Raw genomic sequence first — 22,333 nt, forward strand, 5'->3', positions numbered from 1 at the left:
GCGCACTAGAAAATAGCGCCAATACATTCATTGATTGCGGCTTTAACTTCCGGGGGTTCATTGTCGGCAGTCATTTTCTGAAATTCCTCATAGCTCATTTTTTCTTGGAGGCGGTTTATCAGGCAAGTGCAATAGCGATGCCGCGATCGCCAAAGCCGGGAGGCGCTTGCGCCGCAAATTTGGTTTGACACTCCTGCATAAAGACCGCGATCGCCTCTGGGGGATAAGTCGCCGCTGGCGTTTCTTGGGCGAAAATAGATAAACTCAGCAATCCCAGACCGCTACTGCTGAGAAGGCTCATCACGAGTTTGGAGAATTTCATTGGGGCGACTCCTAGGGGCAATACCTGATGCGGTTCTGGCAAAGAGCTTCCTGCGGTTGCTGCACTTCCAAACTTTTGTTGAGTTAGCGATCAAGTCATAGACAAGGATGCCACGTTTATCTATACTTGTCTTCTATCGTTTTGTGTGTGCAGTTATCGGCAAAGGAGGCTCTCATTTCTGAACCACTTGCCCTCACCCAAAGCCTAAGAGGTACCCGTGAGATTCGCGATAACTATCAAGTGTTTCGCCTGACGGGTCTCATTGATGCGTTCTCCGAGTCGGCCTTTCGCAAGGTCATTAGTAAGTGTTTTGACGATGGGCCTGCCAACGTCATCTTAGACCTTTCAAAAATTGAGTTTATTGACAGCTCTGGCCTCGGCATTTTGGTACAACTGGCCAAAAAAGCCCAAGAGCATCAGGGTCAACTGCAAATTGTCACCAATCCCCGCGTCACCCAAACGGTCAAACTCGTGCGTTTAGAGAACTTTTTGCCCCTTCAGCCGGATCTGGCGACGGCGATCGCCCAAATTACTGGCGAAACCCATTCCTAAACATTCTGTTCCTGTGGCAGTAAAACTAAGGGGGGTCTTTTTAGCTGAAACGTCATGCTGGACTCTGCTGGATTATTGCCCCTTGTTCCCCCCAAAATTCCCGCCCATCAACTGCCACCGGCGGCTTTGGCCTACGTTGGCGACGCCGTTTATGAACTCTTTATCCGCTGGCTTTTTCTAACCCCCCCCCAACGTATTAATACCTACCACCGCCAAGTGGTGGCGCATGTGCGTGCCGAAAGTCAAGCCCGTTATATGGACTTCCTCTGGCAGCATTGCACCGAAACCGAACGCTCGATTTTTCGTCAGGGTCGCAATGCGGCTGCCGATGGCCCAAAGCGAGTTGCCGCAAAAATTTACCGTCAAGCTACTGGCTTTGAAGCCCTACTGGGATACCTCTACCTCACCAATCCGCAACGCCTACAGGAGATTTTTCAACTACTTGAGCGGCACATTCGCAATGAAATGAACAGCAATATCGACGAAGCAGAATCCCGTAATGAAATGTAACCACTGCGTGATAGGATGCTTAGTGGCCAGTTCAAGGCATCCTCGGATGCTCCCTATTCTGCTGTGACCGTTCCCGATTCTGCTTCAGCACCCTCTGTGCCATCAACCATTGCCAATTCCCCAAAGAAGGGCGGCTCGATGGCCGAGTTTTATCAACTCTGTCGCGAATTATTCACGACAAGCCTTGTGCTGATGGCGATCGCCTTTGGAGCGGTTTGGCTGATTTACGGCCTGAACACAGCGTTGAATTACCTTTTGGGGGCAAGTGCGAGCCTAATTTATCTGCGGCTCCTCGCCCGCAGTGTGGAGCGCCTAGGAAACGACCAGAAAAAGCTGGGGAAAACGCAGCTCCTTGTCGTCGTGGTTGTGATTATTTTGGCAGCCCGTTGGCAAGAGCTACATATTATTCCAGTGTTCTTGGGGTTCTTAACCTACAAAGCCGCCATTCTGGTCTATATGTTTCGTACGGTTTTGCCGTCCCCTTAACGCTGGCTCACTGTAGTGCTTAGACAACCGAGCGCGGAGGCATGATGCCTTTGATACACCTTTGGACAGCTCTTCCCCTTGCCAAGTTGGAGGTGGGGCACCATTTCTACTGGCATATTGGCAACCTAAAAGTTCACGGTCAAGTCTTCATCACCACTTGGTTTGTGATGGCCATTCTGATTGCGGCGGCCTTTGCCGCCTCGCGGAATATCCAACGGGTGCCCAGTGGTATTCAAAACTTGATGGAATACGCGCTGGAATTCATCCGCGATTTGACCAAGAGCCAAATGGGTGAGCACGAGTACCGAGCTTGGGTTCCCTTTGTGGGGACACTGTTCCTGTTCATTTTTGTTTGTAACTGGTCAGGCGCACTGGTACCGTGGAAACTCATCGAACTGCCAGAAGGGGAGCTAGCAGCACCCACCAATGACATCAATACCACCGTGGCCTTGGCTTTGCTGGTCTCCTTGGCCTATTTCTACGCCGGGCTACGCAAGCGGGGGCTGAAGTATTTCACCAAGTACATCGAGCCAACGCCCGTCTTACTTCCCATTGCCATCTTGGAAGATTTTACAAAACCGCTTTCCCTGAGCTTCCGTCTTTTTGGCAACATCTTGGCGGATGAATTGGTGGTGGGGGTCTTGGTGTTGCTGGTGCCCTTGTTTGTGCCCTTGCCCGTGATGGCCTTGGGACTCTTTACCAGTGCCATTCAAGCCCTTGTGTTTGCCACCCTTGCAGCCACCTATATTGGGGAGGCCATGGAGGGACATGGCGGCGAGCACGAAGAGGCGCACTCCTAAAAGGGGTACATACCCTGCTATTGTTATCTCTGGAAATTTTGTTTCGTCCTACTACGTCTCGAGGAAATCAACTATGGATCCGTTAGTCGCTTCTGCTTCTGTTTTGGCTGCTGCTCTGGCAATTGGTTTGGCATCGCTTGGGCCTGGGATTGGTCAAGGGAATGCCTCTGGTCAAGCCGTGGAAGGGATTGCGCGGCAACCGGAAGCGGAAGGTAAAATTCGGGGTACACTGCTGCTGACCTTGGCATTCATGGAGTCGCTGACCATCTACGGTCTGGTGATTGCGCTGGTGCTCCTGTTTGCCAACCCCTTTGCATCCTAATTAACCCCAGTGGGGGAGGCTTGGATGAGCTTTCCCCCGATCCCCCATTCTGGAGAGGCTGATGTTTGATTTTGATGCCACCCTACCCCTGATGGCTGTGCAATTCTTAATCTTGACCGTCATTTTGAATGCGCTGCTGTACAAGCCCTTGGGTCAGGCGCTGGACAATCGGGATGAATATATCCGAACCAACTTGCAGCAGGCCAAGGAGCGGTTGCAACAGGCCACTGAACTGGCTCAGCAGTATGAGCAGGAATTGGCCAGTACCCGTCGCCAAGCCCAAGCCTTGATTGAAGAGGCCAGAGCCGAGGCACAAAAAATTGCCACCGCCGAAATTGCCGAAGCACAGCAGGCCGTGCAGGCAGAGTTACTCAAGATTCAAGCAGAGATTGATCAGCAAAAGCAGGCGACACTGCAAGCGCTTGAGGGTCAAGTTGCCAGCTTGAGTGAACAGTTATTAGCGAAGTTACTGGCCTAGGAGTGTGGGTCATGGACGCAGTATTTTTATTGGCAACATTTTTATTGGCAACGGAAGAAGCGGGGCATTTTGGCATTAACACCAATTTGCTCGAAACCAATGTGATCAACCTTGCCATCATTATTGGGGTATTGGTGTATTTTGGGCGGGGCGTACTTGGCAAAACCTTGGGCGATCGCCAGCAACAAATTGCCACAGCCATTGCGGAAGCCGAAGAACGCCAGAAAGTGGCCGCTGCCCGCCTTACCGAAGAGCAGCAAAAACTGGCTCAGGCCAAGCAGGAGGCACAACGCATTCGCGAAGACGCCCTTGCCCGTGCCAAGGCTGCAAAGGAAGAACTCATTGCCCAAGCCAAGCGGGAAATTGAGCGCTTGAAGGAAACCGCTTCCCAAGATACGAGTGCCGCCACTGAGCGGGCGATCGCCGAAATTCGTGAGCGGATTGCCGCTAGGGCACTTGCCGAGGCCGAAAACCAACTCAAAGCGCGTTTGAGCCAAAATCCAGACCTTCAGCGTACCCTTGTTGATCGCAGTATTGCCCTACTAGGAGGCAAATGATGCAGACCACTGTCCGTGGTGAACTGGTTGAACCCTATGCCGAGGCGCTGCTGTCGTTAGCGCAAACCCACAACCTCATTGATCAGTTTCAGCAGGACACGCAGTTAATTCTGGAACTCCTTGCCAGCTCCAGTGAACTGCAACAGTTTCTCGCCAATCCCCTGATCAAGCCTGAGGCCAAAAAGAACGTGCTGCGGCAGTTGACCGTGGAGAAGGTGCATGGCTACTTCCTCAACTTCTTAATGTTGCTCGTGGATCGGCGGCGAATTAACTTTCTTGGCTCTATTTGTGAGCAGTATCGTGCCCTTGTGCGCAAACTCCGCAATGTGATCTTGGCGGAAGTCACCAGTGCCGTCGAACTCAACGACGATCAACGCCGTGCCGTGGTTGAAAAGGTCAAAGCCATGACCGGTGCTGCCGATGTAGAGCTGGTTACTGCCTGCGATCCCGAACTAATTGGTGGTGTGGTGATTAAAGTTGGCTCCCAAATCTTTGATGCCAGCCTGCGGGGTCAACTCCGCCGCCTCAGTCTCACCTTGGCGCAAGCCGCCTAACGTCCCCTTTGTAAACTGTTCAACCCTTGAGAGCGACTTCTATGGTAAGTATCCGACCCGACGAAATCAGTAGCATTATTCGCCAGCAAATCGAGCAGTACGAACAGTCGATCAAAGTCGATAATGTCGGTACTGTCTTGCAGGTGGGCGATGGCATTGCCCGTGTCTATGGCCTCGACAAAGTGATGGCCTCAGAATTGGTGGAATTTGAAGACGGCACCGTGGGAATTGCCCTTAACCTCGAAGAGGATAACGTGGGGGTGGTGCTGATGGGCGATGGCCTCGGTATTGAAGAAGGCAGTACGGTGCGGGCCACTGGCAAAATTGCTTCCGTGCCTGTAGGTGAAGCGGTCATTGGTCGGGTGGTGGATGCCCTAGTGCGCCCCATTGATGGCAAAGGGGAGATCCACACAACAGCAACCCGCCTGATTGAATCCCCCGCACCCGGTATTGTCCAGCGCAAATCGGTGTGTGAGCCGTTGCAAACGGGGATTACGGCTATTGACGCCATGATTCCCATTGGTCGTGGTCAGCGAGAACTGATCATTGGCGATCGCCAGACCGGAAAAACGGCCGTTGCCATTGACACAATTCTGAACCAAAAAGGCCAAGATGTGATTTGCGTCTATGTGGCCATTGGTCAAAAAGCGTCCAGTGTCGCTCAAGTGGTGAACGTGCTGCGGGAGCGGGGTGCACTCGATTACACGATTGTGATTGCCGCTAACGCCAGTGATCCAGCCGCTTTGCAGTATCTCGCCCCCTACACCGGTGCCACGATTGCTGAGTACTTCATGTACCAAGGCAAGCACACCCTCGTCATCTATGACGACCTCTCCAAACAAGCGCAAGCCTATCGGCAAATGTCGCTGCTGCTGCGCCGTCCTCCCGGTCGTGAAGCCTACCCTGGGGATGTGTTTTATCTCCACTCCCGCCTGCTGGAGCGTGCCGCCAAACTCAACGATGCCCTCGGCGGTGGCAGCATGACGGCGCTTCCTGTGGTTGAAACCCAAGCCGGTGACGTGTCTGCCTACATTCCCACCAACGTCATTTCCATTACCGACGGTCAAATCTTCCTCTCCTCTGACCTCTTCAACGCTGGCTTGCGTCCTGCCATCAACGCGGGGATTTCCGTGTCACGGGTGGGTTCTGCTGCTCAAATCAAAGCCATGAAGCAGGTGGCTGGCAAACTGAAGCTGGAATTGGCGCAATTTGATGAACTGCAAGCCTTTGCCCAGTTTGCCTCTGACTTGGATAAAGCCACCCAAAACCAACTGGCACGAGGCCAACGCCTGCGGGAAATTCTCAAGCAGCCCCAGTACTCACCCATTCCGGTGGAATACCAAGTGGCAACCATTTACGCCGGTACCAATGGCTACCTTGACGACATCCCCGTTGAGGCAGTGGCCAAGTTTGTTGCCGGTCTGCGGGACTACCTACACACAAGCAAGCCCGAATACAGCGAAATCATCCGCACCACCCAAAAACTGGATGAAAAAGCTGAAGCCTTGCTGAAAGAGGCGATCGCCGAATACAAAGCTGGCTTTACTGCCTAGGCGCGATCGCGTTATATCATGCTCTGAACCTGCCCTCTACCCAGGGTAGGTTTTTTTATGCCTAGGCTACTCTCAAGTGTCAAAAATCATTGCAGTTTCCTGAAGCCATCCCCCTGAGCCTGCCGTCCTCTCCTACACTGGGATCCTAGGGCGAGGTTTGACAAAGGAGAAAACAGTGCGTGTCGTCCTCATGGCCGGGGGAAGTGGTACTCGGTTGCGTCCCCTCACCTGTGATCTACCTAAGCCAATGGTGCCGGTGGTCAATCGTCCCATTGCTGAGCATATTCTCAATCTCCTACGCCGCCATAGCCTTGATGATGTGGTCATGACATTGCACTATCTCCCCGATGTCGTGCGCGACTATTTTGGCGATGGGAATGAGTTTGGGGTGCACCTAAGCTATGTCGTTGAGGAAGAGCAGCCCCTTGGCACAGCAGGTTCAGTCAAAAACATTGCCAATTTGCTAACGGATCCTTTTTTGGTGGTCAGTGGCGATAGCATTACCGATATCGATTTAACCGATGCCCTCCGTTTTCACCAGCAGCACGGTGCTCCCGTAACCCTGATCCTTGCCCGTGTACCTCAACCGAAGGAGTTTGGCATTGTCTTTACTGATAGCGATGGTCGCGTGCGGCGGTTTCTCGAGAAGCCCTCAGCGGGGGAAGTCTTTACGGATACGGTGAATACAGGCATCTACATCCTCAGCCCTGCTGTCATGGACTATCTCAATAGCGGCATCGAGCGGGATTTTTCGCGGGATTTATTCCCGTTGCTATTGCAGGCGGATGTGCCGATGTATGGTTATATCACCGATGCCTACTGGTGCGATGTCGGTAGTCTGCAAACCTATCAACAGGTGCAACAGGATGCCCTCTATGGCCGCGTGCACTTGGAAATTCAGGGGCACGAAGTTCAGCCGCAAATTTGGGTAGGGCACAACACCACATTGCCGCAAACAGTTCAGCTACAGGCGCCGCTAGTCTTGGGCAATAACTGCCGCTTTGGTGCGGGGGTCACCCTTGGGGCAGGGACGATCTTGGGAGATAACGTGATTGTTGGTAATGGCAGTCGGTTGCGCTCAGTGGTGGCTTGGAGTGGCTGTTTTATTGGGGATGACAGTGAATTAGAGCACTGCATTTTGGCTCGCCATGTCCATGTCGATCGCCATGTGAGGGTGCACGAAGGGGTAATTATTGGCAGTCGCTGTGTGGTCGGGGAGGAAGCTAGCCTCAGTCAGGGGGTGCGGCTTTGGCCGGGCAAACGCATTGAAGCGGGTGCAATTGTCAATGAAAGCCTGATCTGGGGCACAACGGGGCAACGCTATCTCTTTGGCCAGCGGGGGGTAGCCGGTGTGGCCAATGTGGACATTACACCGGAGTTTGCTGTGCGGCTGGCGGCCGCCTATGCTTCAATCCTTGAGCCCGGAACTAGTGTGCTGGTGTCGCGAGATCAGCGCAATGTGTCGCGGATGGTGTCCCATGCTCTGATGTCGGGTTTGATGTCGGTGGGGATTCATGTCCTCAATTTGGAGGCGATCGCCCTACCGATTGCCCGCTTTGCTGCCCAAACCCTTTCAGTCAGCGGCGGAATTCATGTGCGTGCCCATCCCGATCGCGCCGATCAACTGTTGATTGAGTTTTTTGACCATAAGGGCATCAACCTGAGCAAAGCCAAAGAGCGGCAAATTGAAACCGCCTACTTCCGCGAAGATATTCGCCGCGCCCTACTTACGGATGTCGGTGTCATGACCCATCCCAACAACTGCGTGGCCGCCTATGCCCAGGGCTTTGAAAAGTGGCTAAATACCCAACTGTTTTATGGTAGCGCCGCCAAAATTGTCATTGACTATGCCTATGCCGTTTCTGGGGTTGTCTTGCCACAAATCCTCAGTAAGTTTGGCTGTGATGCCGTTGTTCTCAATGCCACCCTGCACCCAACCCCCCTCAATATTCTCGAGCGACAGCGACTCCTGCGGGAACTGGGACAGGTGGTGACAGCGCTATCTGCCAGTTTGGGGGTGCAAGTCTCCGCCAATGGTGAACGGTTGACCTTAGTGGACAATGCCGGTCAGGTGTTCAGTGATCAAGAACTCACAGCGTTGATGACCTACTTGATCCTCTTGACCCATCCGGGGGGCACTGTCGTGGTGCCGGTCACAACTTCTAGTGCGGTGGAGGCGATCGCCCGCCAGCAGGGAGGACAAATTATCCGCAGTCGCACCAACCCCACTGATCTCATGGAAGCCTGCCAACACCACAGTGCCGTTGTCCTAGGGGGATCTGCAGAAACCGGTTTTATCTTCCCGCAACTGCATCCGGGGTTTGATGCCATGTTTACGATCGCCACCCTGATCGAACTGCTGGCACTGATTGGCAAACCCCTCACCGTCATGCGCCAAGAACTGCCCCGCGTCCACTACTATCATCGCCCGATTCGCTGTCCTTGGATTGCCAAAGGGTCATTGATGCGCCACTTGGTGGAAACCCATCCCCGCAATCACTTGAGTCTCATTGATGGCGTCAAAATTGGTGAACCCAATACTGACCACTGGGTACTGATTCTGCCCGATGCCAGTGAGCCATTGGTACACCTCTACGTCAATAGTCCCGATGCCACTTGGAGTGAGCAGATGCTGCAACGCTATAGCCGCCGCATTGAAGAGTTTGCCCGCTTGGAACCCCTCTCAGATGCCACAATAAAAATGTGAGCAAAATCCCGTAGAATCAGGGAAAATTTTTCGTACGTTAGGCGCAATGGTGGTGTTGAAAACCGAGAAAACCCAAGGGGACTTGAGCGATAAATTGCGGGGCATTGCCCGTTGGTGGTCGGAATTCAAAATTCAAACCCGCCTCATGGCCACAGCAACCCTCGTGGTCTCGATCATCATGAGTGGTTTCACCTTTTGGGCGGTGAATACCATTCAAACCAATGCCCACCTCAATGACACCCGCTATGGCCGCGATTTGGGGTTGCTCTTAGCTGCCGATGTGGCGCCCCTCGTGGCCAAGGGGGATACCGCCGCTGTTGCCGAATTTTCCCGTAAGTTCTATGAGCGCAGTGCCAGTATTCGCTACATCCTTTATGCCGATCCCGATGGCGAAATTTACTATGGCCTCCCCTACTCTGCCCCCCAAGTGGAAAGTGCGCTGACCCTGCGCCGCCGTATTCAACTGCCGGACACCTACCGTGCCAGCCAAGAACCCCTTGTGCGCCAACACCAAACCCCCGACGGCCTTGTGGCCGATGTCTTTGTGCCATTGATATTTAATGATGAAAATCTAGGAGTTGTGGCTTTGGGCATTAATCCCAACCAAACGCTTATTGCCTCTGCCAATCTCACCCGTGATCTGACCATTGCCGTGTTTGTCTCCCTCTGGATCATGGTGATCTTGGGCGGAGTGTTCAATGCCCTGACCATTACCCAACCCATCAAAGAGTTGGTACAGGGGGTGAAAAACATTGCCGCAGGAAATTTTAAGCAACGCATTAACCTGCCCTTTGGTGGTGAACTGGGGGAGTTGATTGCTAGCTTTAATGACATGGCAGAGCGGCTTGCTTCCTACGAAGCGCAAAACATTGAAGAACTGCAAGCGGAAAAAGCCAAGCTGGATACCTTGGTTTCCACCATTGCCGATGGGGCAATCCTGTTGGACACTGACATGCGGATTATTTTGGTCAACCCCACGGCTCAACGTCTCTTTAATTGGGAGGGGATGAATGTCATTGGTCAAAATGCCCTGAACTGTTTTCCGGCGCCGGTGTGTGAAAAACTCACCTGTCCTCTCTACAAAGCCTCCAAGGGCGAATCGGAAGGGGGAGAATTTCGCGTCACGCTCCAAGAACCCAGCTCGCGATCGGTACGCATTTTGCTGACAACGGTGATGGATGTGCAACGGGAAAAACCCAAGGGCATTGCGATTACGATTCAGGACATCACCCGCGAGGTGGAACTCAACGAAGCCAAAGCGCAATTGATTAGCAATGTTTCCCACGAATTGCGCACACCTCTATTCAATATCAAATCGATCATCGAAACCATTCAAGAGTACGGCAGCAGTCTTAGTGAAAAAGAGCAGCAGGAGTTTCTGGAAACCGCGAATCACGAGACCGATCGCCTGACTCGTCTTGTGAATGATTTCCTCGATATTTCTCGCCTCGAATCGGGTCGCCCCTATCAATTTGGCTCGGTACAGATGGCGCAGGTGATTGATCAGATCATGCGCACCTACCAACTCAATGCTGCCAATAAGTCCATTACCCTCACTGCCGAAGTGGAAAACCCCTTGCCACCGGTTTGGGGCAACTACGATCTACTCATTGGTGCCCTCACTAACTTGGTGGGGAATGCTTTGAAGTTTACCCCCGAAAATGGACGGGTAACCATTCGTGCCTATGTCTGGCATCCCCCCAGCGATCCAGAGCAGGAACGGGTGCGCATTGAAGTCGCCGACACGGGTATGGGCATTGCCCCAGAGGATCAACCCCGCGTCTTTGAACGGTTTTTCCGCGTTGAGAATCGCGTGCATACCCTAGAGGGGACAGGGCTGGGGTTGGCCATTGTCCAAGATATTATCCACAAGCACAATACACAAATTCATTTAATTAGTGAATTGGGGGTCGGCAGTACCTTTTGGTTTGATTTGGCCATTGATGAATCCTCCCTCGTTAATAACCCTGATGGCACTGCTGAAACGGCACTTCCCCCCGCTTGAAACAGGTTCGGAGTCAGTGTTGATGGGGGCGATCGTTGCCAACAACCACAAATGATCCGCTAAAATCTGAAGGCAAGAATCAATAACTCCTCACGCCGATGGTTCCTTGGGCTTGACCCTCAGGAAAAGAGACAAATTTTTGTATTGATTTTGCTGCCCTATCTAAAACCAAATAACTAAGCATTGGGGTTGAGGACGTGAAAACAAACTTATTTGCACCCGTTGCCCTTCTCTCTGTTCTCGGCAGTACGGGAGCGGTGTTACCTGCTTTAGCGATTCCAGTTATCACCCCCACCCAACAGGATATTCAGCCCCCCCTACCGGAACCACCCCCTCTACCCTCCCCTTCGCCACCCGCTCTTGAACCGCCCCCTTCACCCCCTAGCCCAACCCCCGAGTCAGAAAATGTTTTAATACCTGTACAAAAAATTGTTGTTGAAGGCAGTACTATCTTTGGGCCTGCGGAATTTGATCCGATTATTAAGCCCTTGGAAGGGCGTCAGGTGACGCTTGCGGAGCTACAAGGCGCTGCCGATGCGATTACAAAACTCTATCTTGAGGGGGGCTATTTGACCTCTCGCGCCGTTTTAGGCGAGCAGGTGGCACGGGATGGGGTAATCACGATTCAAGTGCTTGAAGGCCGCCTAGAGGACATTCGTATTGAAGGGAATAAAGGAATTATCCAACGCTATATTCGCAGTCGTATTGCCCTCGGTGCCGGCGTGCCCCTCAACTCCAATCGTCTGGAAGAGCAGTTGCGCCTGCTGCGAACGGATCCTCTCTTTGCCAATCTTTCTGCCAGTCTGCGACCCGGCACGACGCCCCAGGACAGTATTTTGGTGGTACGGGTGGTACCTGCCCGCTGGTTTAATGCTGCTTTTGGTTTGGATAACAATACGCCGCCAGCGATCGCCCCGGATCGGGCCACGGCCTTTTTGGGATACAACAACCTCAGTGGTCGCGGCGATAGCGTCTACGGTTCCTACGCCATCGGTAATAACCTAGGCACGTTTGACTGGGGAGCGTCCAACACTGTGGAGTTTGGCTACAGTCTGCCCCTCAATGCCATGAATGGCACACTCACCATTCGCACCGTACAAGCAGACAGCGAAATTACCCGCCCCCCCGCCCTTGCTGGCTTGAATATTCGCAGTGAGTCTTCTATTTACGAAGCCAGTTTTCGCCAACCGGTGATTCGCAATATCCGTGAGGAACTAGCCTTTGGCATTGGCTTCCTGATGCAGTCGGCACAGACTTTTGTTTTGGGAGTGCCAACCCCCATTTCCATTGGTTCTGATTCATCGGGCTATAGTGCCACCCGAGTGCTGGAAGTGAGCCAAGAATATATCCGCCGTGATCCCCAAGGGGCATGGGTCTTTCGTTCGCAGTTCAACTTTGGCCTGCCGATCTTTGGCGCCACCGAAAACCCCAGTCCAACCCCTGATGGTACTTTCTTTAGCTGGCTGGGACAGGGACAGCGGCTGCAACGCCTCTGGGCAGATAACTTCTTGATTTTGCGTACGGATGTGCAACTGAGTCCCAATAGCCTGCTCCCCTTTCACCAATTTGTCATTGGTGGCCCCCTGTCGGTGCGGGGTTACTCAACCAATGCCCTCTCTGGGGATAATGGCCTGCGGTTCTCTGGGGAAGCCCGTTTTCCCGTACTGCGCACTGCCAATCGTCGCCCAATTATTTCCATTGGGCCCCTGTTTGATCTGGGGGTGGTCTGGAACAATAGCCGTAATCCTGCGGGTGCAGTGCCTAACAATGTGATTGCCGGTTTAGGCATGGGACTCTTGGTGCAACCAACACCCAACTTAGACATTCAGTTCCAGTACGCGGCACCATTGATTGATCTGCCCGGTCAAACCCGCAGTTTGCAGTCCGATGGCATTTACTTTACGTTGACGGTGCGTCCCTAGGGCGTATCGAGGGCTGTGCGGAGTGACTGACAAAACTCGGCGACAGCGGCAACTCCCTGCTCTGGTTCTGCCAGCCGTTTGACAAAGGCACTGCCAACAATGGCAGCATCGGCGCCCCAATCGCGCACTTGACGGGCATGCTCTGGACTGGCAATGCCAAACCCGACACCAATGGGCTTGGGGGTAATTTGCCGCAGTGTGCCCAATAGTTCCTGAACGCGACTGGCCATTTTTTGGCGCATCCCTGTGACGCCCGTGGTGCTGACAAGGTAGATAAAACCTTGGGAGGCGGTGGCGATCGCCTGCATCCGTTCGGGCGATGTGGTGGGCGCAATCAGTAGTGTCAATTCCAAGCCTAGATGCGCTGTTTCTGCAAGAACGGGTTCTGCTTCCTCAAGGGGCAAATCCGGAATCACTAAGCCCTTGATCCCGGCTTGGGCAACGGCTTTCAGAAATGAAGAGACCCCTCGATGGTAGATGGGATTGTAGTAGGTAAATAAAATGAGTGGTGCCCTCAGTTGGCGGTGTAAGTCCGTTGTCATTTCTAAGACTGCTTCGAGGCGAGTTCCCCGTTGCAGGGCGCGGGTAGCGGCTGCCTGAATCACAGGACCATCGGCCAAGGGATCGGAATAGGGCATTCCCAGTTCAATCAGATCTGCACCATGGGCATCTAAGGCCTTGAGGGCAGCAACCGTCGTTTCTAAATCAGGGTCACCGGCGGTCAAAAAGGGAATCAGGGCACAGCGTTGGCGGGCACGACATTGCTCAAAGCGTTCAGAAATTGTAGGCACAGTCACAGGCAGTCGCTCTAAAAGATGCATAATAATTGTGCCAGATTAGATACTGTTCCTATAGTGGCCGATGCCAGTGAGGGTCATCTAAGCGTGAGTTGGTGGCGTTTTCTCCCCTTTGGCGATCGCCTGCGGCGCAGCGAAGCGGTTGGCGACCTGCGGCAGTGGACTCTAGAAGCACGATTGCTCCACTGGTTGACCCTAGTGTGGATTGGTCTTGGCTTGGTCGTCCTCTTTTCCGCTAGTTTTCCCGTGGGTTTGGCCGAAACAGGGGATGGGCTGTACTACTTTACGCGCCAGTTGCTGTGGCTTGCCCTTGGCTGGGCAGGGTTTCAATTGTTTCTACGGCTACCCCTGCGGCGATCGCTCCAGATGGCCATTCCAGGGTTCTTTTTGTTTCTGCTGCTGATCTGGGCAACACGCCTACCGGGGGTCGGGACAACGGTGATGGGCGCCACCCGCTGGATTAGTCTTGGTCCTTTTCAACTCCAGCCCTCGGAAATGATGAAGCCTTTTTTAGTCCTGCAAGCGGCTTGGGTGTTTAGTTCGTGGCGGCGGCTGCATCTCAAGGCACGCTGTTTTTGGTTAACGGCCTTTGCCGTGACGCTGCTAGGAATTTTAATCCAACCGAACCTCAGTACCACCGCCCTCTGCGGCATGACATTGTGGCTGATGGCCTTTGGGGCAGGTTTACCCTTGGCGCCCCTGCTGTTAACAGCCATGAGTGGCTTGGGCTTGGCAGTCCTCAGCATGAGCATTAACGAGTATCAACGGCGGCGGGTGATGTCCTTCCTCAACCCTTGGGCGGATGCGATGGGGGATGGCTACCAACTGGTGCAGAGTCTCTTGGCGGTTGCTTCGGGGGGCGTTTTGGGCACGGGCTATGGCTTTTCACAGCAAAAGCTCTCCTATTTGCCCATCCAGCACACGGATTTTATTTTTGCGGTCTATGCCGAGGAAATGGGGCTATTGGGGTGCCTCTTGCTCCTAGGACTGCTGGCGGCCTACGGTTGGCTGGGAATGCGGGTGGTGAATCAGGCGCGGGATCCCCTGATCCAGCTCATTGCCTTGGGGGCAACGGTGATCATGCTCCTACAGGCCTTGATTAATATAGGTGTCGCCATTGGTATCCTACCGACAACAGGATTACCCTTTCCCCTCTTTAGCTATGGCGGTAGCTCAATTATGGCCAGTATGGCGATCGCTGGCCTGTTGATTCGCTGTGCCCGTGAAGGACAGCAGGCAGAGGTGATTGCCTTCCCCGCTGCCACAAACACTCGCGCCAAAACGTCTAGAACCCACCGCCGCCGGGCTGCTCCCGTAGTTCCCCTGCGTCCTGAAGGGATCAATCGCTATTCTTCCCGCAAACCCTAGGCTGACACTTCCCGGCCATCTGAGCGCCACACGGCAATCACGGCAGGCCGAGGCACGACCACTTCTTCCCCATAGGGCCAGCGTGTTGACAGATCAGCCGTGGATTTTGCCCCTTCCCCCGGATGCTGGATCGCGCAGAAAAAGGTGCGGTAGTCACTACTAAACTCTGGCCCACAAATTTCACAGCCGGGCACGCCAGAGAGGAACATCTTCAGTTCGCGGCGCTGTGGATTGAGGACATAAACGCCGTCATTTTTGCCAAGGCGGCTTGATCCTGGGTTCCCGTCGGTGGCAATCCAGACATTGCCGGCGCGATCGAAGGTCAAGTTATCCGGTGCTGAGATTGGCGGTACCTCTGCGTTGGTGGGTTCACCATACAGCACTAACTGGCGGTTCTTCTCTGGGGCGGAGGGATCTCCACAAAGCAAAGGTAAACGCCACTGAAACTGCAAGGCGGTTGGGTTATTGCCCTGCTCAATCATTTCAATCACATGCCCCATCACATTTTCAGGACGCGGGTTGGCGCCATCCGTGGCCTTAGCCTTCCGTTTCTCGTTGTAGGTCAGCGCCAGCCAAACACTTTTGGTGACCGGATTCCACTCAAAGTCCTCGGGTCGATCCATTTTTGTTGCCCCTAGGGCATCGGCGGCGGCGCGGGTGTAAATAAAACACAGGGCAGGATCCTGTTGGAAGGCTGTGGGCAGATTGGGGTTGGGGCTAATTGTACTGCCCTCAACGCGGGCGATCGCTCGCCATTCACCCGTTAGATCGTCATTAAAGCGAGCAACGTACAGTTCCCCTTCATCCAACAGATTCAAATTGGCGGCGCGATCGTTGGCTTGGTACTTGCCCTTGGTAATGAATTTGTAGGCATACTCAAAGCGTTCATCATCACCCATATACACCACAACTCGACCATCGGGGGCAATCACCGTTGTCGCCGCCTCATGGCGAAACCGTCCTAGGGCTGTGCGTTTAATGGGGGCGCGATCCGGAGAAAGAGGATCCACTTCCACAACCCAGCCAAAGCGAAAGGCCTCTTGGGGTTCCTTCGCGATGTTGAAGCGATCTTCATAGAGATAAAAGCCATAGCGATCGGCTCGCTCATTGGGAATGTCATAGCGCTTATGTAGCTCCTTCACCATGCCCGTCAGGTTGCTATCACTGCCGCCAAAATAGCTATGGAAGTTTTCCTCGCAGGTGAGTACCGTGCCCCAAGGGGTTTTGCCCGCTGCGCAGTTATTGAGGGTGCCATTCACCCGTGTCCCCGTGGGATCCCCAGCCGTCTTCAAAAGGGCATGGCCTTTGGCAGGGCCAGAAATTTCGCAGGGCGTTGAACCTGTGATTCGGCGGTTGTAGGGCGAGGCTTTCACATATTGCCAGCCACCATTGGCGTTTTTGGCAATCTCGACAATGGAGAGGCCATGGGCTTCCCGCTGGAGTGCGGCTTGCCATTGATTGGGGCGATCGCCCACCGTTTGAAACATGAGTTCAGGATTGGTGTATTCATGATTCACAACGAGCAAATGCTTGCCATCGGGTGTGGTCTGGTAGCCAACAAAATCACAGTTGTAGCCAAAGCACTGCTGCTGCCGCTGGACATCAGCTGCGGTGACTGTTTGGTGAATGCGATTCCAATTCAAGTTTTCACCACCATCGAGGGCATCGCCCCAGCGAATCACGACGCCATGCTCAAAGCCCTCAGGCAGCGTAATTTTATCGTCGGTGTTGGGGTAAATCGTTGGAAAGCCTAAAGCCGGTGCAGTGGCACACCCTTTGGTCAGGGTTGCAAGGGTTAAACCCGCCGCGCCAAAAAGAGCAGTTTTTAGTACGGTGCGTCGGCTTAGGACACGGGGTAACAGATCACCAAAATATTCAGCCATGAAGCGTATCTCGTTCCAAATTCATCCACTGTGGGCAGCCAGTTTATAACTTAGGGAAGTTGGGTTAGGGTTTGCCTAAGAAATGGGGGAAAAGTGGTTAAGACCAGCTACAGAGCAGCGGCCAGCAATTTTTGCGTGTAGGGATGTTGCGGCTGGGCAAACAATTGGGCGGTGGGCGCCAGTTCAACAATCTTGCCAGCGTACATGACGGCAATGCGATCGCAAAAATAGCGGGCGACCCCCAGATCGTGGGTAATAAAGAGATACGTGAGTTGGAATTGCTCTTTTAACTGCTGCATCAGCGCCAGCACCTGGCGTTGAATATGGGCATCGAGCATGCTCACCGGCTCATCACAGACCACCAGTTGGGGATGGGTAATCAGGGCACGGGCGATCGCCACCCGTTGGCGTTGTCCCCCCGATAGGGCATAGGGATAGCGATGAACATAGGCTTCAGGGGGGGTCAATTCCACCTGTGCCAGCATCTCGCGTACCCGTTCTTGGGCAGCCTCTTTGGCCATCAGCCGATGAATTAGCAGTGGCTCCAGCAAGTTTTGCTCCACGGTCATTTTGGGATTAAGGCAGGCATGGGGGTCTTGGAAAATCATTTGCAGATCGCGGCGGACTGGGCGCAGTTGTGCCGCGGGTAATTGAGTTAAATTGCGCCCCAAAAAGACCACTTCACCGGCGTTGGCGGGAATCAGTTGCAGAATCAAGCGCGAGAGCGTACTTTTACCACAGCCAGATTCGCCCACAAGGCCAAGGGTTTCTCCCCGGCGCAACGTCAGATCGATGCCATCTACCGCTCGAATCGTGGTTTGCGGTTGTAGCCATCCCCCCAAGCGGTAGTGCCGCTGTAAATTGTGAACCCGCAGCAGTTCTGGGGCAGTGTCCAAGGGTGGGGTTTCTTTAGCGGTGAGTTGGGTGGCCGCAAGTAGGGACTGGGTATAGGGGTGTTGGGGCTGTTGCAGCACTTGACGAGCCGCTCCCCGTTCAACAATCTTGCCTTGGTGCATGACCGCAAGGCGATCGCAATACTTGGCCATCAATGCCAGATCGTGGGAAATCAGCAGCAGTCCTCGCTGCTCCTCTTGGCACAGGCGCGTGAGTTCATCGAGAATTTCCGCCGCGACAGTCACATCTAGCGCCGTTGTTGGTTCATCGGCAATGATCAGGGGTGGGTTCAAGAGCAACGCAAGGGCGATCGCCACCCGTTGACGCATCCCGCCACTCAACTCATGGGGATACTGATGCAGGCGATTGGCCGAAATTTTCACCCGATCCAACACCTCAACAATGCGCTGCCGCCGTTGGGAGCGACTCCAAGCAGAGCAATGACTCCGCAATAGCTCATCGCAGTGGTCATAGACGCTCATGAGGGGATTGAGGCGCGTCATCGGATCTTGAAAGACCAAACCAATTTGCTCGCCCCGCAGTCGCCGCAATTGGGAAGTGGTCAGCCCCAAAAGGGATTGCCCCTGAAGGGCGATCGCCCCAGCAACCTGTGACCCAGTCGGCAATAATTGCAAAATGGCCTTACCAATCGTGGATTTGCCACAACCTGACTCCCCCACTAAGCCAAACCGCTCCCCAGCGGCCACACAAAAAGAAACACCATCCACTACGAATGTTGCAGCAGATGATGTCTCCGTTGTAGGGTAGGCGACCCGCAGTTCCCTGAGTTCTAAAAGAGTCGCCATGGACTGGTCGATCCTAGGCAGGTTCGATGCGGGCGTAAAAGACCCCTTGAATTTTCACTTCGTGAGGTTCGTGGGCACCCATATCATCATCGGAGAGTTGCTCACTTTCAAAGGTGCCAGCAATTTCACCCGTGCGGCCATCCACTTTCGCCACATTCAGAGAAATTTCACCCTTGGTCAAGGAGAAGCGTTTGACGTTGGCACGAGCCAGCTCTTCTTCTTTACCTTGGGGAATGGCGATCGCCGAATCATAACCAGAGGCCAAGCCCCGTCCTTTGGGATCGAGGAAGTTGGCAGTGCGGTAGGAAGGAACGGTGAATTCCCCTTTGAAATCCGTTGAAGTGGTGATGCTAGTAATGTTGGGCTGAGTGCTCGCCACCAAGTTTTTCACCGTAAACAGCAGTGGGATACGCTCGCCACCGGGCATTTGCACGGTCACTGGTTGGAAATCAATCCCATCCTCTTCTATGAACGTGAGGCTGCCATCGCTGTTGACCTTGAGTTCCCCTTGAATTTGATCCAAGCTCGTGGTTTCGCGGGTCACCAGTTTTGTGGGGACAAATTCGGCCTCTTGGCGTTTGTTCTTAGGCTCTTCCTTGACCAAAAATGTCGTGGGCTGTAAGCACAGTTGGGCAATGCGATAGGTTTGGGAGCTATCAATGGGGTAGGCACCGCGTGCCGTATCATCAAGCGTGGGGCACTTGTTGGCCAGACCAGTGCCGACAATATCGTCATAGGTTAAAGTCTGTTTTGCGGCAAAGGCGGGGGCGCTCAAGGAAAAAATCCCTAAACATACCGCCAGCAGCGTCGCCATTAAAATGCGATATTTCATGGTTAACCTCAGAAGTCAAAGCATCTCAAAGCAGTCAGAGTGTGGGAGATACCCCTGCGTAAGAGTCCAGTGAAGGCAGCCATGCAACTACCTTATCAATCCATGATTATACGGAGCTTTGCGATCGCCTCAGAAAGGAAATTTTCGCAGATATTTTAATTTCACAAGAGCAAAAACAATGACCGACCTCTCTCCGACTGGAGCGGCAAAGTAAACTATAAAAAAGCAGGAGCGGGAGGGAGTTCATGGATGACAGCGAGTTGTTTGCTGTTTTTGTTGCCGATGTTGTCAATGGGGCTGAGAGCCTTGCCTCAAATCCCAACTATCGCATTGAATCGGTTTTAGGGACTTGGCAACTGGTGGACAACAAAGCGGGCGTCATTGCCACGGGCAAAAGTGAGAATGGTCAACCGCAGATCATGGTCAAGCGCTACTGCGATGCGTGGGAATCTTTGCGACAAGCATTGACCCATGGATCATTCTTCCCTGATCTCGCTCAAAATAAGGCACAACTGGTGCCCTTTACCCGTGCCGCCATTCCCGAAGGCTATCAACTCTATGATTGTGCTGCCAGTGAGATGTGGCGCAGTTGGCGACGGGGCGCAGTTAATTATGTCCATATCTATACCGCGAATCAGTGGCGATCGGTGGGGGAAATTTCCTGTAGTGGCGGTGTGGTCTTTATTCCCGTTCCCGATCTCGATAAAGAGATTCAGATTACCAGTTCGTCATTGATGTCTTGGTTAGGCGTTCCTAATGCTTAGAACCCTAAAAAGGCTTAAGAAACTATGGATTAGGGGAGAGCGATCGCCCCAATGGATCAAACAGAACCTAAAGACTCTAGAGATAATAGACGTATAACCATAGCGACCTAGCAACACAATGCTTCCCTGTTTGCGACCTCGCCAGCCGATTTCCCCTTGAGGCAACTATGTCAGAACCGCACCGCGATACCAACATTGGCCAAATTCTGATGAATCGGTACCAGCTGACGGAGCTGATTGGCAAAGGCTCAATGGGGCGGGTGTATCGGGCAGAGGACATTCTCCTTGGCGGCGTTCCGGTTGCCGTTAAATTCCTGTCGCAAACCCTGCTCAACGATCGCATGAAAACCCGCTTTGCCCAAGAAGCGCGCGCGGGTGCTCTCCTCGGTCAGAAAAGTATGCACGTGGTGCGGGTGCTCGACTACGGCATGAACAACGAGGAAATTCCCTTCTACGTCATGGAATTTTTGGAAGGCGAAAACCTCAGTGATTTGCTCCTAGAAGAACCCCTGCCCTTAAGCCGATTTCTGCGAATTGCACGCCATATGTGCCTTGGTCTGCAGGTAGCCCATGAGGGAATTATCATCGAAGGCCAAAAATGCCCCATTATTCACCGTGACATTAAACCTAGCAACGTCCTTGTGATTCAGGATGGCACGATGGGGGAACTTGCGAAGCTATTGGATTTTGGGATTGCCAAATTTTTGGGGGATGTCTCTGAAAAAAGGCAAACCTCGTCGTTTATGGGCACTTTGGCCTACTGTTCCCCAGAGCAAATTGAAGGGCGAGAGTTGGATCACCGCTCGGATATCTACAGTCTTGGCATCACCATGTATGAGCTACTCACCGGCAAGATGCCCATTCAGGCGGACACCCACTCCATTGGCAGTTGGTTTAAGGCACACCACTTCCAAAAGCCAGTGCCCTTCAATGTGGCCAGTCCAGGGTTGTATCTTCCTCCTGTCCTTGAGGAACTGATCATGGCCTGCATGGCCAAGTCCCCCAGCGATCGCCCCCAAAACGTCGGTGAAATTATCAAGGTCTTAACAGCCCTTGAGGAACAGTTTGGGAGTAGTCGAGTCACCCAGCCGGGGGTAGAGGTCGCTGCAAAAGTCTCTCAACCCTCAGAACGCCAGTCTCAACCGCCTGTTGCCCTTGCAACGGTTGAAGAAGTCTGCTGGCAAAGTGTTTGGCCTGCCGATAAACCCGTAGCGGAAATTGTCTTTCCGATGCCTTTGTATGCACAGCGGGAATCAGCCGCCTCGCTGTGGGTGATGCTGCCTCGCCCAGAAATTGATCGGCGCATGCTCAATATTCGCTACAACCAGTTTCTCTTTACCACCAGTCCCCACCCGATGATCCTCTGGATTACTGCCATCTACGATCCCAAGCAAGGGCCCCGCTGGTTGCCCTGTTATTTGGATATGAAACTGCCACGCAACCAAGAACTCTGCGTTTTGCTCTCGGAGACCGGCTACTATCCGCTGCTCTTTTTCTCCCTTGAGGATCCGCAACACTGCATCAATGTCCGCATGTTTACGATCGCTACCTTCCAGCGGCAACTGCTACGGGATTGGCTGCAAACCAGTAAAAGCTTGCCCAGTTCTGCCCCAGCGATTGTGAGCCGTAATCTCCTCAAAGCAGAGTTTGAAAACTACAAGCCGCAAATCCTCGCCAAGCTGGAGAACGTGAAGATGGCCACAGTCATTGATTAGGGATATCGCGATCGCCCTCTAGGACAGCAATAGAGAAAAATATATTAAGAGATGTTGCGGAATTAGTAAAGAATTGTTACAGTGAGGGTACAGGGTTCGATCAGGAGTCAAAACCATGGAAGATACCAAAACCATCAAAGCTGAAGATCGCAACGCATGGGTCTTTGGATTCACCCCCCAAGCTGAAATTTGGAACGGTCGCCTCGCCATGATCGGCTTTGTGGCGGCGCTACTCACAGAACTGATCACCAAACAAGGCGTGCTTCACTTCTGGGGTCTCCTCTAGACCTTAACTCTCTCCCAATTTTCAGCGGTCAAAGTGTCATTTTGAGGTCAGTAATGGCCTCTTTTTTTTGGCCAATTCAGCGGTACTACAAGGCAAACACAGCGCCTTCCACAAAGAGAGCACACCTTCAAAACCGTGAAAGCGACTAGCAGAGAGGATTGTACTCCCTCTATCCATCCCAATAGGTCAGGACTGTAGCGGGAAATGCCGCTGTCAAAAT

Annotated in this window: 21 protein-coding genes; 16 read left to right on the top strand and 5 right to left on the bottom strand. The window is 53.2% G+C overall.

Features of this window, described 5'->3' with window-relative positions; genetic code table 11:
* Nucleotides 1–118: 118 nt before the first annotated feature.
* Nucleotides 119–322, bottom strand: a complete 204-nt coding sequence (locus RHH53_RS07770; RefSeq protein ID WP_302677977.1) for a hypothetical protein — start codon at nt 320–322, stop codon at nt 119–121.
* 141 nt (nt 323–463) lie between these two features.
* On the opposite strand from RHH53_RS07770, the gene RHH53_RS07775 reads away from it, so the two are divergent.
* The 12 genes from RHH53_RS07775 (at nt 464) to RHH53_RS07830 (ending at nt 12,768) form a co-directional block, all read left to right on the top strand.
* On the top strand, nt 464–874 hold the full coding sequence (locus RHH53_RS07775) for an STAS domain-containing protein (RefSeq protein WP_225901526.1): 411 nt from the start codon (nt 464–466) through the stop codon (nt 872–874).
* Nucleotides 875–928: 54 nt separating this feature from the next.
* Complete coding sequence (locus RHH53_RS07780; RefSeq protein ID WP_206199670.1) at nt 929–1,384, top strand: Mini-ribonuclease 3; 456 nt, start codon at nt 929–931, stop codon at nt 1,382–1,384.
* Nucleotides 1,385–1,447: 63 nt separating this feature from the next.
* On the top strand, nt 1,448–1,870 hold the full coding sequence (locus RHH53_RS07785; RefSeq protein ID WP_302676242.1) for an ATP synthase subunit I: 423 nt from the start codon (nt 1,448–1,450) through the stop codon (nt 1,868–1,870).
* A 41-nt stretch (nt 1,871–1,911) separates the two neighbouring features.
* Nucleotides 1,912–2,670, top strand: coding sequence for a F0F1 ATP synthase subunit A (gene atpB, locus RHH53_RS07790; protein WP_149818298.1), 759 nt, complete (start codon nt 1,912–1,914; stop codon nt 2,668–2,670).
* Nucleotides 2,671–2,743: 73 nt separating this feature from the next.
* Nucleotides 2,744–2,992 (top strand): ATP synthase F0 subunit C, encoded by a 249-nt coding sequence (gene atpE / locus RHH53_RS07795; RefSeq protein ID WP_009767951.1) that lies wholly within the window; start codon nt 2,744–2,746, stop codon nt 2,990–2,992.
* A 61-nt stretch (nt 2,993–3,053) separates the two neighbouring features.
* Entirely contained in the window at nt 3,054–3,470 is a 417-nt protein-coding gene (locus RHH53_RS07800) for a F0F1 ATP synthase subunit B' (RefSeq protein ID WP_206199672.1), read from the top strand.
* A 2-nt stretch (nt 3,471–3,472) separates the two neighbouring features.
* Nucleotides 3,473–4,027: a F0F1 ATP synthase subunit B gene (locus tag RHH53_RS07805; RefSeq protein ID WP_315863512.1), complete on the top strand. Its 555-nt coding sequence runs from the start codon at nt 3,473–3,475 to the stop codon at nt 4,025–4,027.
* Complete coding sequence (atpH, locus tag RHH53_RS07810; protein ID WP_206199674.1) at nt 4,024–4,581, top strand: ATP synthase F1 subunit delta; 558 nt, start codon at nt 4,024–4,026, stop codon at nt 4,579–4,581. Before RHH53_RS07805 ends, atpH begins: the two co-directional genes overlap by 4 nt.
* Nucleotides 4,582–4,622: 41 nt before the next feature.
* On the top strand, nt 4,623–6,134 hold the full coding sequence (gene atpA, locus RHH53_RS07815; RefSeq protein WP_310743631.1) for a F0F1 ATP synthase subunit alpha: 1,512 nt from the start codon (nt 4,623–4,625) through the stop codon (nt 6,132–6,134).
* A gap of 175 nt (nt 6,135–6,309) precedes the next feature.
* Nucleotides 6,310–8,841, top strand: coding sequence for a mannose-1-phosphate guanyltransferase (locus RHH53_RS07820; protein WP_310743632.1), 2,532 nt, complete (start codon nt 6,310–6,312; stop codon nt 8,839–8,841).
* Nucleotides 8,842–8,887: 46 nt separating this feature from the next.
* Nucleotides 8,888–10,846, top strand: coding sequence for a two-component system sensor histidine kinase NblS (gene nblS / locus RHH53_RS07825; protein WP_310453390.1), 1,959 nt, complete (start codon nt 8,888–8,890; stop codon nt 10,844–10,846).
* A gap of 197 nt (nt 10,847–11,043) precedes the next feature.
* Nucleotides 11,044–12,768 (top strand): ShlB/FhaC/HecB family hemolysin secretion/activation protein, encoded by a 1,725-nt coding sequence (locus RHH53_RS07830; protein WP_310438270.1) that lies wholly within the window; start codon nt 11,044–11,046, stop codon nt 12,766–12,768.
* On the opposite strand, the gene trpA is transcribed toward RHH53_RS07830, so the two are convergent.
* Nucleotides 12,765–13,559 (bottom strand): tryptophan synthase subunit alpha, encoded by a 795-nt coding sequence (gene trpA / locus RHH53_RS07835; protein ID WP_315863532.1) that lies wholly within the window; start codon nt 13,557–13,559, stop codon nt 12,765–12,767. The genes RHH53_RS07830 and trpA overlap by 4 nt on opposite strands.
* A gap of 93 nt (nt 13,560–13,652) precedes the next feature.
* Between trpA and RHH53_RS07840 the strand changes: the two genes are divergently transcribed.
* On the top strand, nt 13,653–14,933 hold the full coding sequence (locus RHH53_RS07840; protein WP_302676235.1) for an FtsW/RodA/SpoVE family cell cycle protein: 1,281 nt from the start codon (nt 13,653–13,655) through the stop codon (nt 14,931–14,933).
* Here RHH53_RS07840 and RHH53_RS07845 read toward each other — a convergent pair.
* From RHH53_RS07845 to RHH53_RS07855, 3 genes are all read right to left on the bottom strand, one after another.
* Nucleotides 14,930–16,816 (bottom strand): PhoX family phosphatase, encoded by a 1,887-nt coding sequence (locus tag RHH53_RS07845; protein WP_310743633.1) that lies wholly within the window; start codon nt 16,814–16,816, stop codon nt 14,930–14,932. The genes RHH53_RS07840 and RHH53_RS07845 overlap by 4 nt on opposite strands.
* Nucleotides 16,817–16,923: 107 nt before the next feature.
* Nucleotides 16,924–18,516: an ABC transporter ATP-binding protein gene (locus tag RHH53_RS07850; RefSeq protein WP_310743634.1), complete on the bottom strand. Its 1,593-nt coding sequence runs from the start codon at nt 18,514–18,516 to the stop codon at nt 16,924–16,926.
* Between the two features lie 13 nt (nt 18,517–18,529).
* Entirely contained in the window at nt 18,530–19,348 is an 819-nt protein-coding gene (locus RHH53_RS07855) for a photosystem II manganese-stabilizing polypeptide (protein ID WP_206199681.1), read from the bottom strand.
* A 245-nt stretch (nt 19,349–19,593) separates the two neighbouring features.
* On the opposite strand from RHH53_RS07855, the gene RHH53_RS07860 reads away from it, so the two are divergent.
* The 3 genes from RHH53_RS07860 (at nt 19,594) to RHH53_RS07870 (ending at nt 22,113) form a co-directional block, all read left to right on the top strand.
* Nucleotides 19,594–20,112, top strand: a complete 519-nt coding sequence (locus tag RHH53_RS07860) for a hypothetical protein (RefSeq protein WP_302676232.1) — start codon at nt 19,594–19,596, stop codon at nt 20,110–20,112.
* A gap of 167 nt (nt 20,113–20,279) precedes the next feature.
* The gene (locus RHH53_RS07865; protein WP_206199683.1) at nt 20,280–21,827 is read left to right on the top strand and encodes a serine/threonine-protein kinase; all 1,548 of its coding nucleotides are present in this window, start codon (nt 20,280–20,282) and stop codon (nt 21,825–21,827) included.
* A 115-nt stretch (nt 21,828–21,942) separates the two neighbouring features.
* Entirely contained in the window at nt 21,943–22,113 is a 171-nt protein-coding gene (locus tag RHH53_RS07870; protein WP_011056299.1) for a chlorophyll a/b-binding protein, read from the top strand.
* The last annotated feature ends 220 nt before the right edge of the window (nt 22,114–22,333 follow it).

Source organism: Thermosynechococcus sp. PKX82, assembly GCF_031583255.1.
Lineage (GTDB): Bacteria > Cyanobacteriota > Cyanobacteriia > Thermosynechococcales > Thermosynechococcaceae > Thermosynechococcus.

Bases quoted from the DNA above. Each gene is read 5' to 3' on its own strand.
- atpE (WP_009767951.1), top strand. From the start codon at position 2,744: ATGGATCCGTTAGTCGCTTCTGCTTCTGTTTTGGCTGCTGCTCTGGCA.
- RHH53_RS07850 (WP_310743634.1), bottom strand. From the start codon at position 18,516: ATGGCGACTCTTTTAGAACTCAGGGAACTGCGGGTCGCCTACCCTACA.
- RHH53_RS07800 (WP_206199672.1), top strand. From the start codon at position 3,054: ATGTTTGATTTTGATGCCACCCTACCCCTGATGGCTGTGCAATTCTTA.
- nblS (WP_310453390.1), top strand. From the start codon at position 8,888: ATGGTGGTGTTGAAAACCGAGAAAACCCAAGGGGACTTGAGCGATAAA.
- RHH53_RS07780 (WP_206199670.1), top strand. From the start codon at position 929: ATGCTGGACTCTGCTGGATTATTGCCCCTTGTTCCCCCCAAAATTCCC.
- RHH53_RS07865 (WP_206199683.1), top strand. From the start codon at position 20,280: ATGTCAGAACCGCACCGCGATACCAACATTGGCCAAATTCTGATGAAT.
- RHH53_RS07770 (WP_302677977.1), bottom strand. From the start codon at position 322: ATGAAATTCTCCAAACTCGTGATGAGCCTTCTCAGCAGTAGCGGTCTG.
- atpB (WP_149818298.1), top strand. From the start codon at position 1,912: ATGATGCCTTTGATACACCTTTGGACAGCTCTTCCCCTTGCCAAGTTG.
- atpA (WP_310743631.1), top strand. From the start codon at position 4,623: ATGGTAAGTATCCGACCCGACGAAATCAGTAGCATTATTCGCCAGCAA.
- RHH53_RS07860 (WP_302676232.1), top strand. From the start codon at position 19,594: ATGGATGACAGCGAGTTGTTTGCTGTTTTTGTTGCCGATGTTGTCAAT.
- atpH (WP_206199674.1), top strand. From the start codon at position 4,024: ATGATGCAGACCACTGTCCGTGGTGAACTGGTTGAACCCTATGCCGAG.
- RHH53_RS07855 (WP_206199681.1), bottom strand. From the start codon at position 19,348: ATGAAATATCGCATTTTAATGGCGACGCTGCTGGCGGTATGTTTAGGG.
- RHH53_RS07845 (WP_310743633.1), bottom strand. From the start codon at position 16,816: ATGGCTGAATATTTTGGTGATCTGTTACCCCGTGTCCTAAGCCGACGC.
- RHH53_RS07870 (WP_011056299.1), top strand. From the start codon at position 21,943: ATGGAAGATACCAAAACCATCAAAGCTGAAGATCGCAACGCATGGGTC.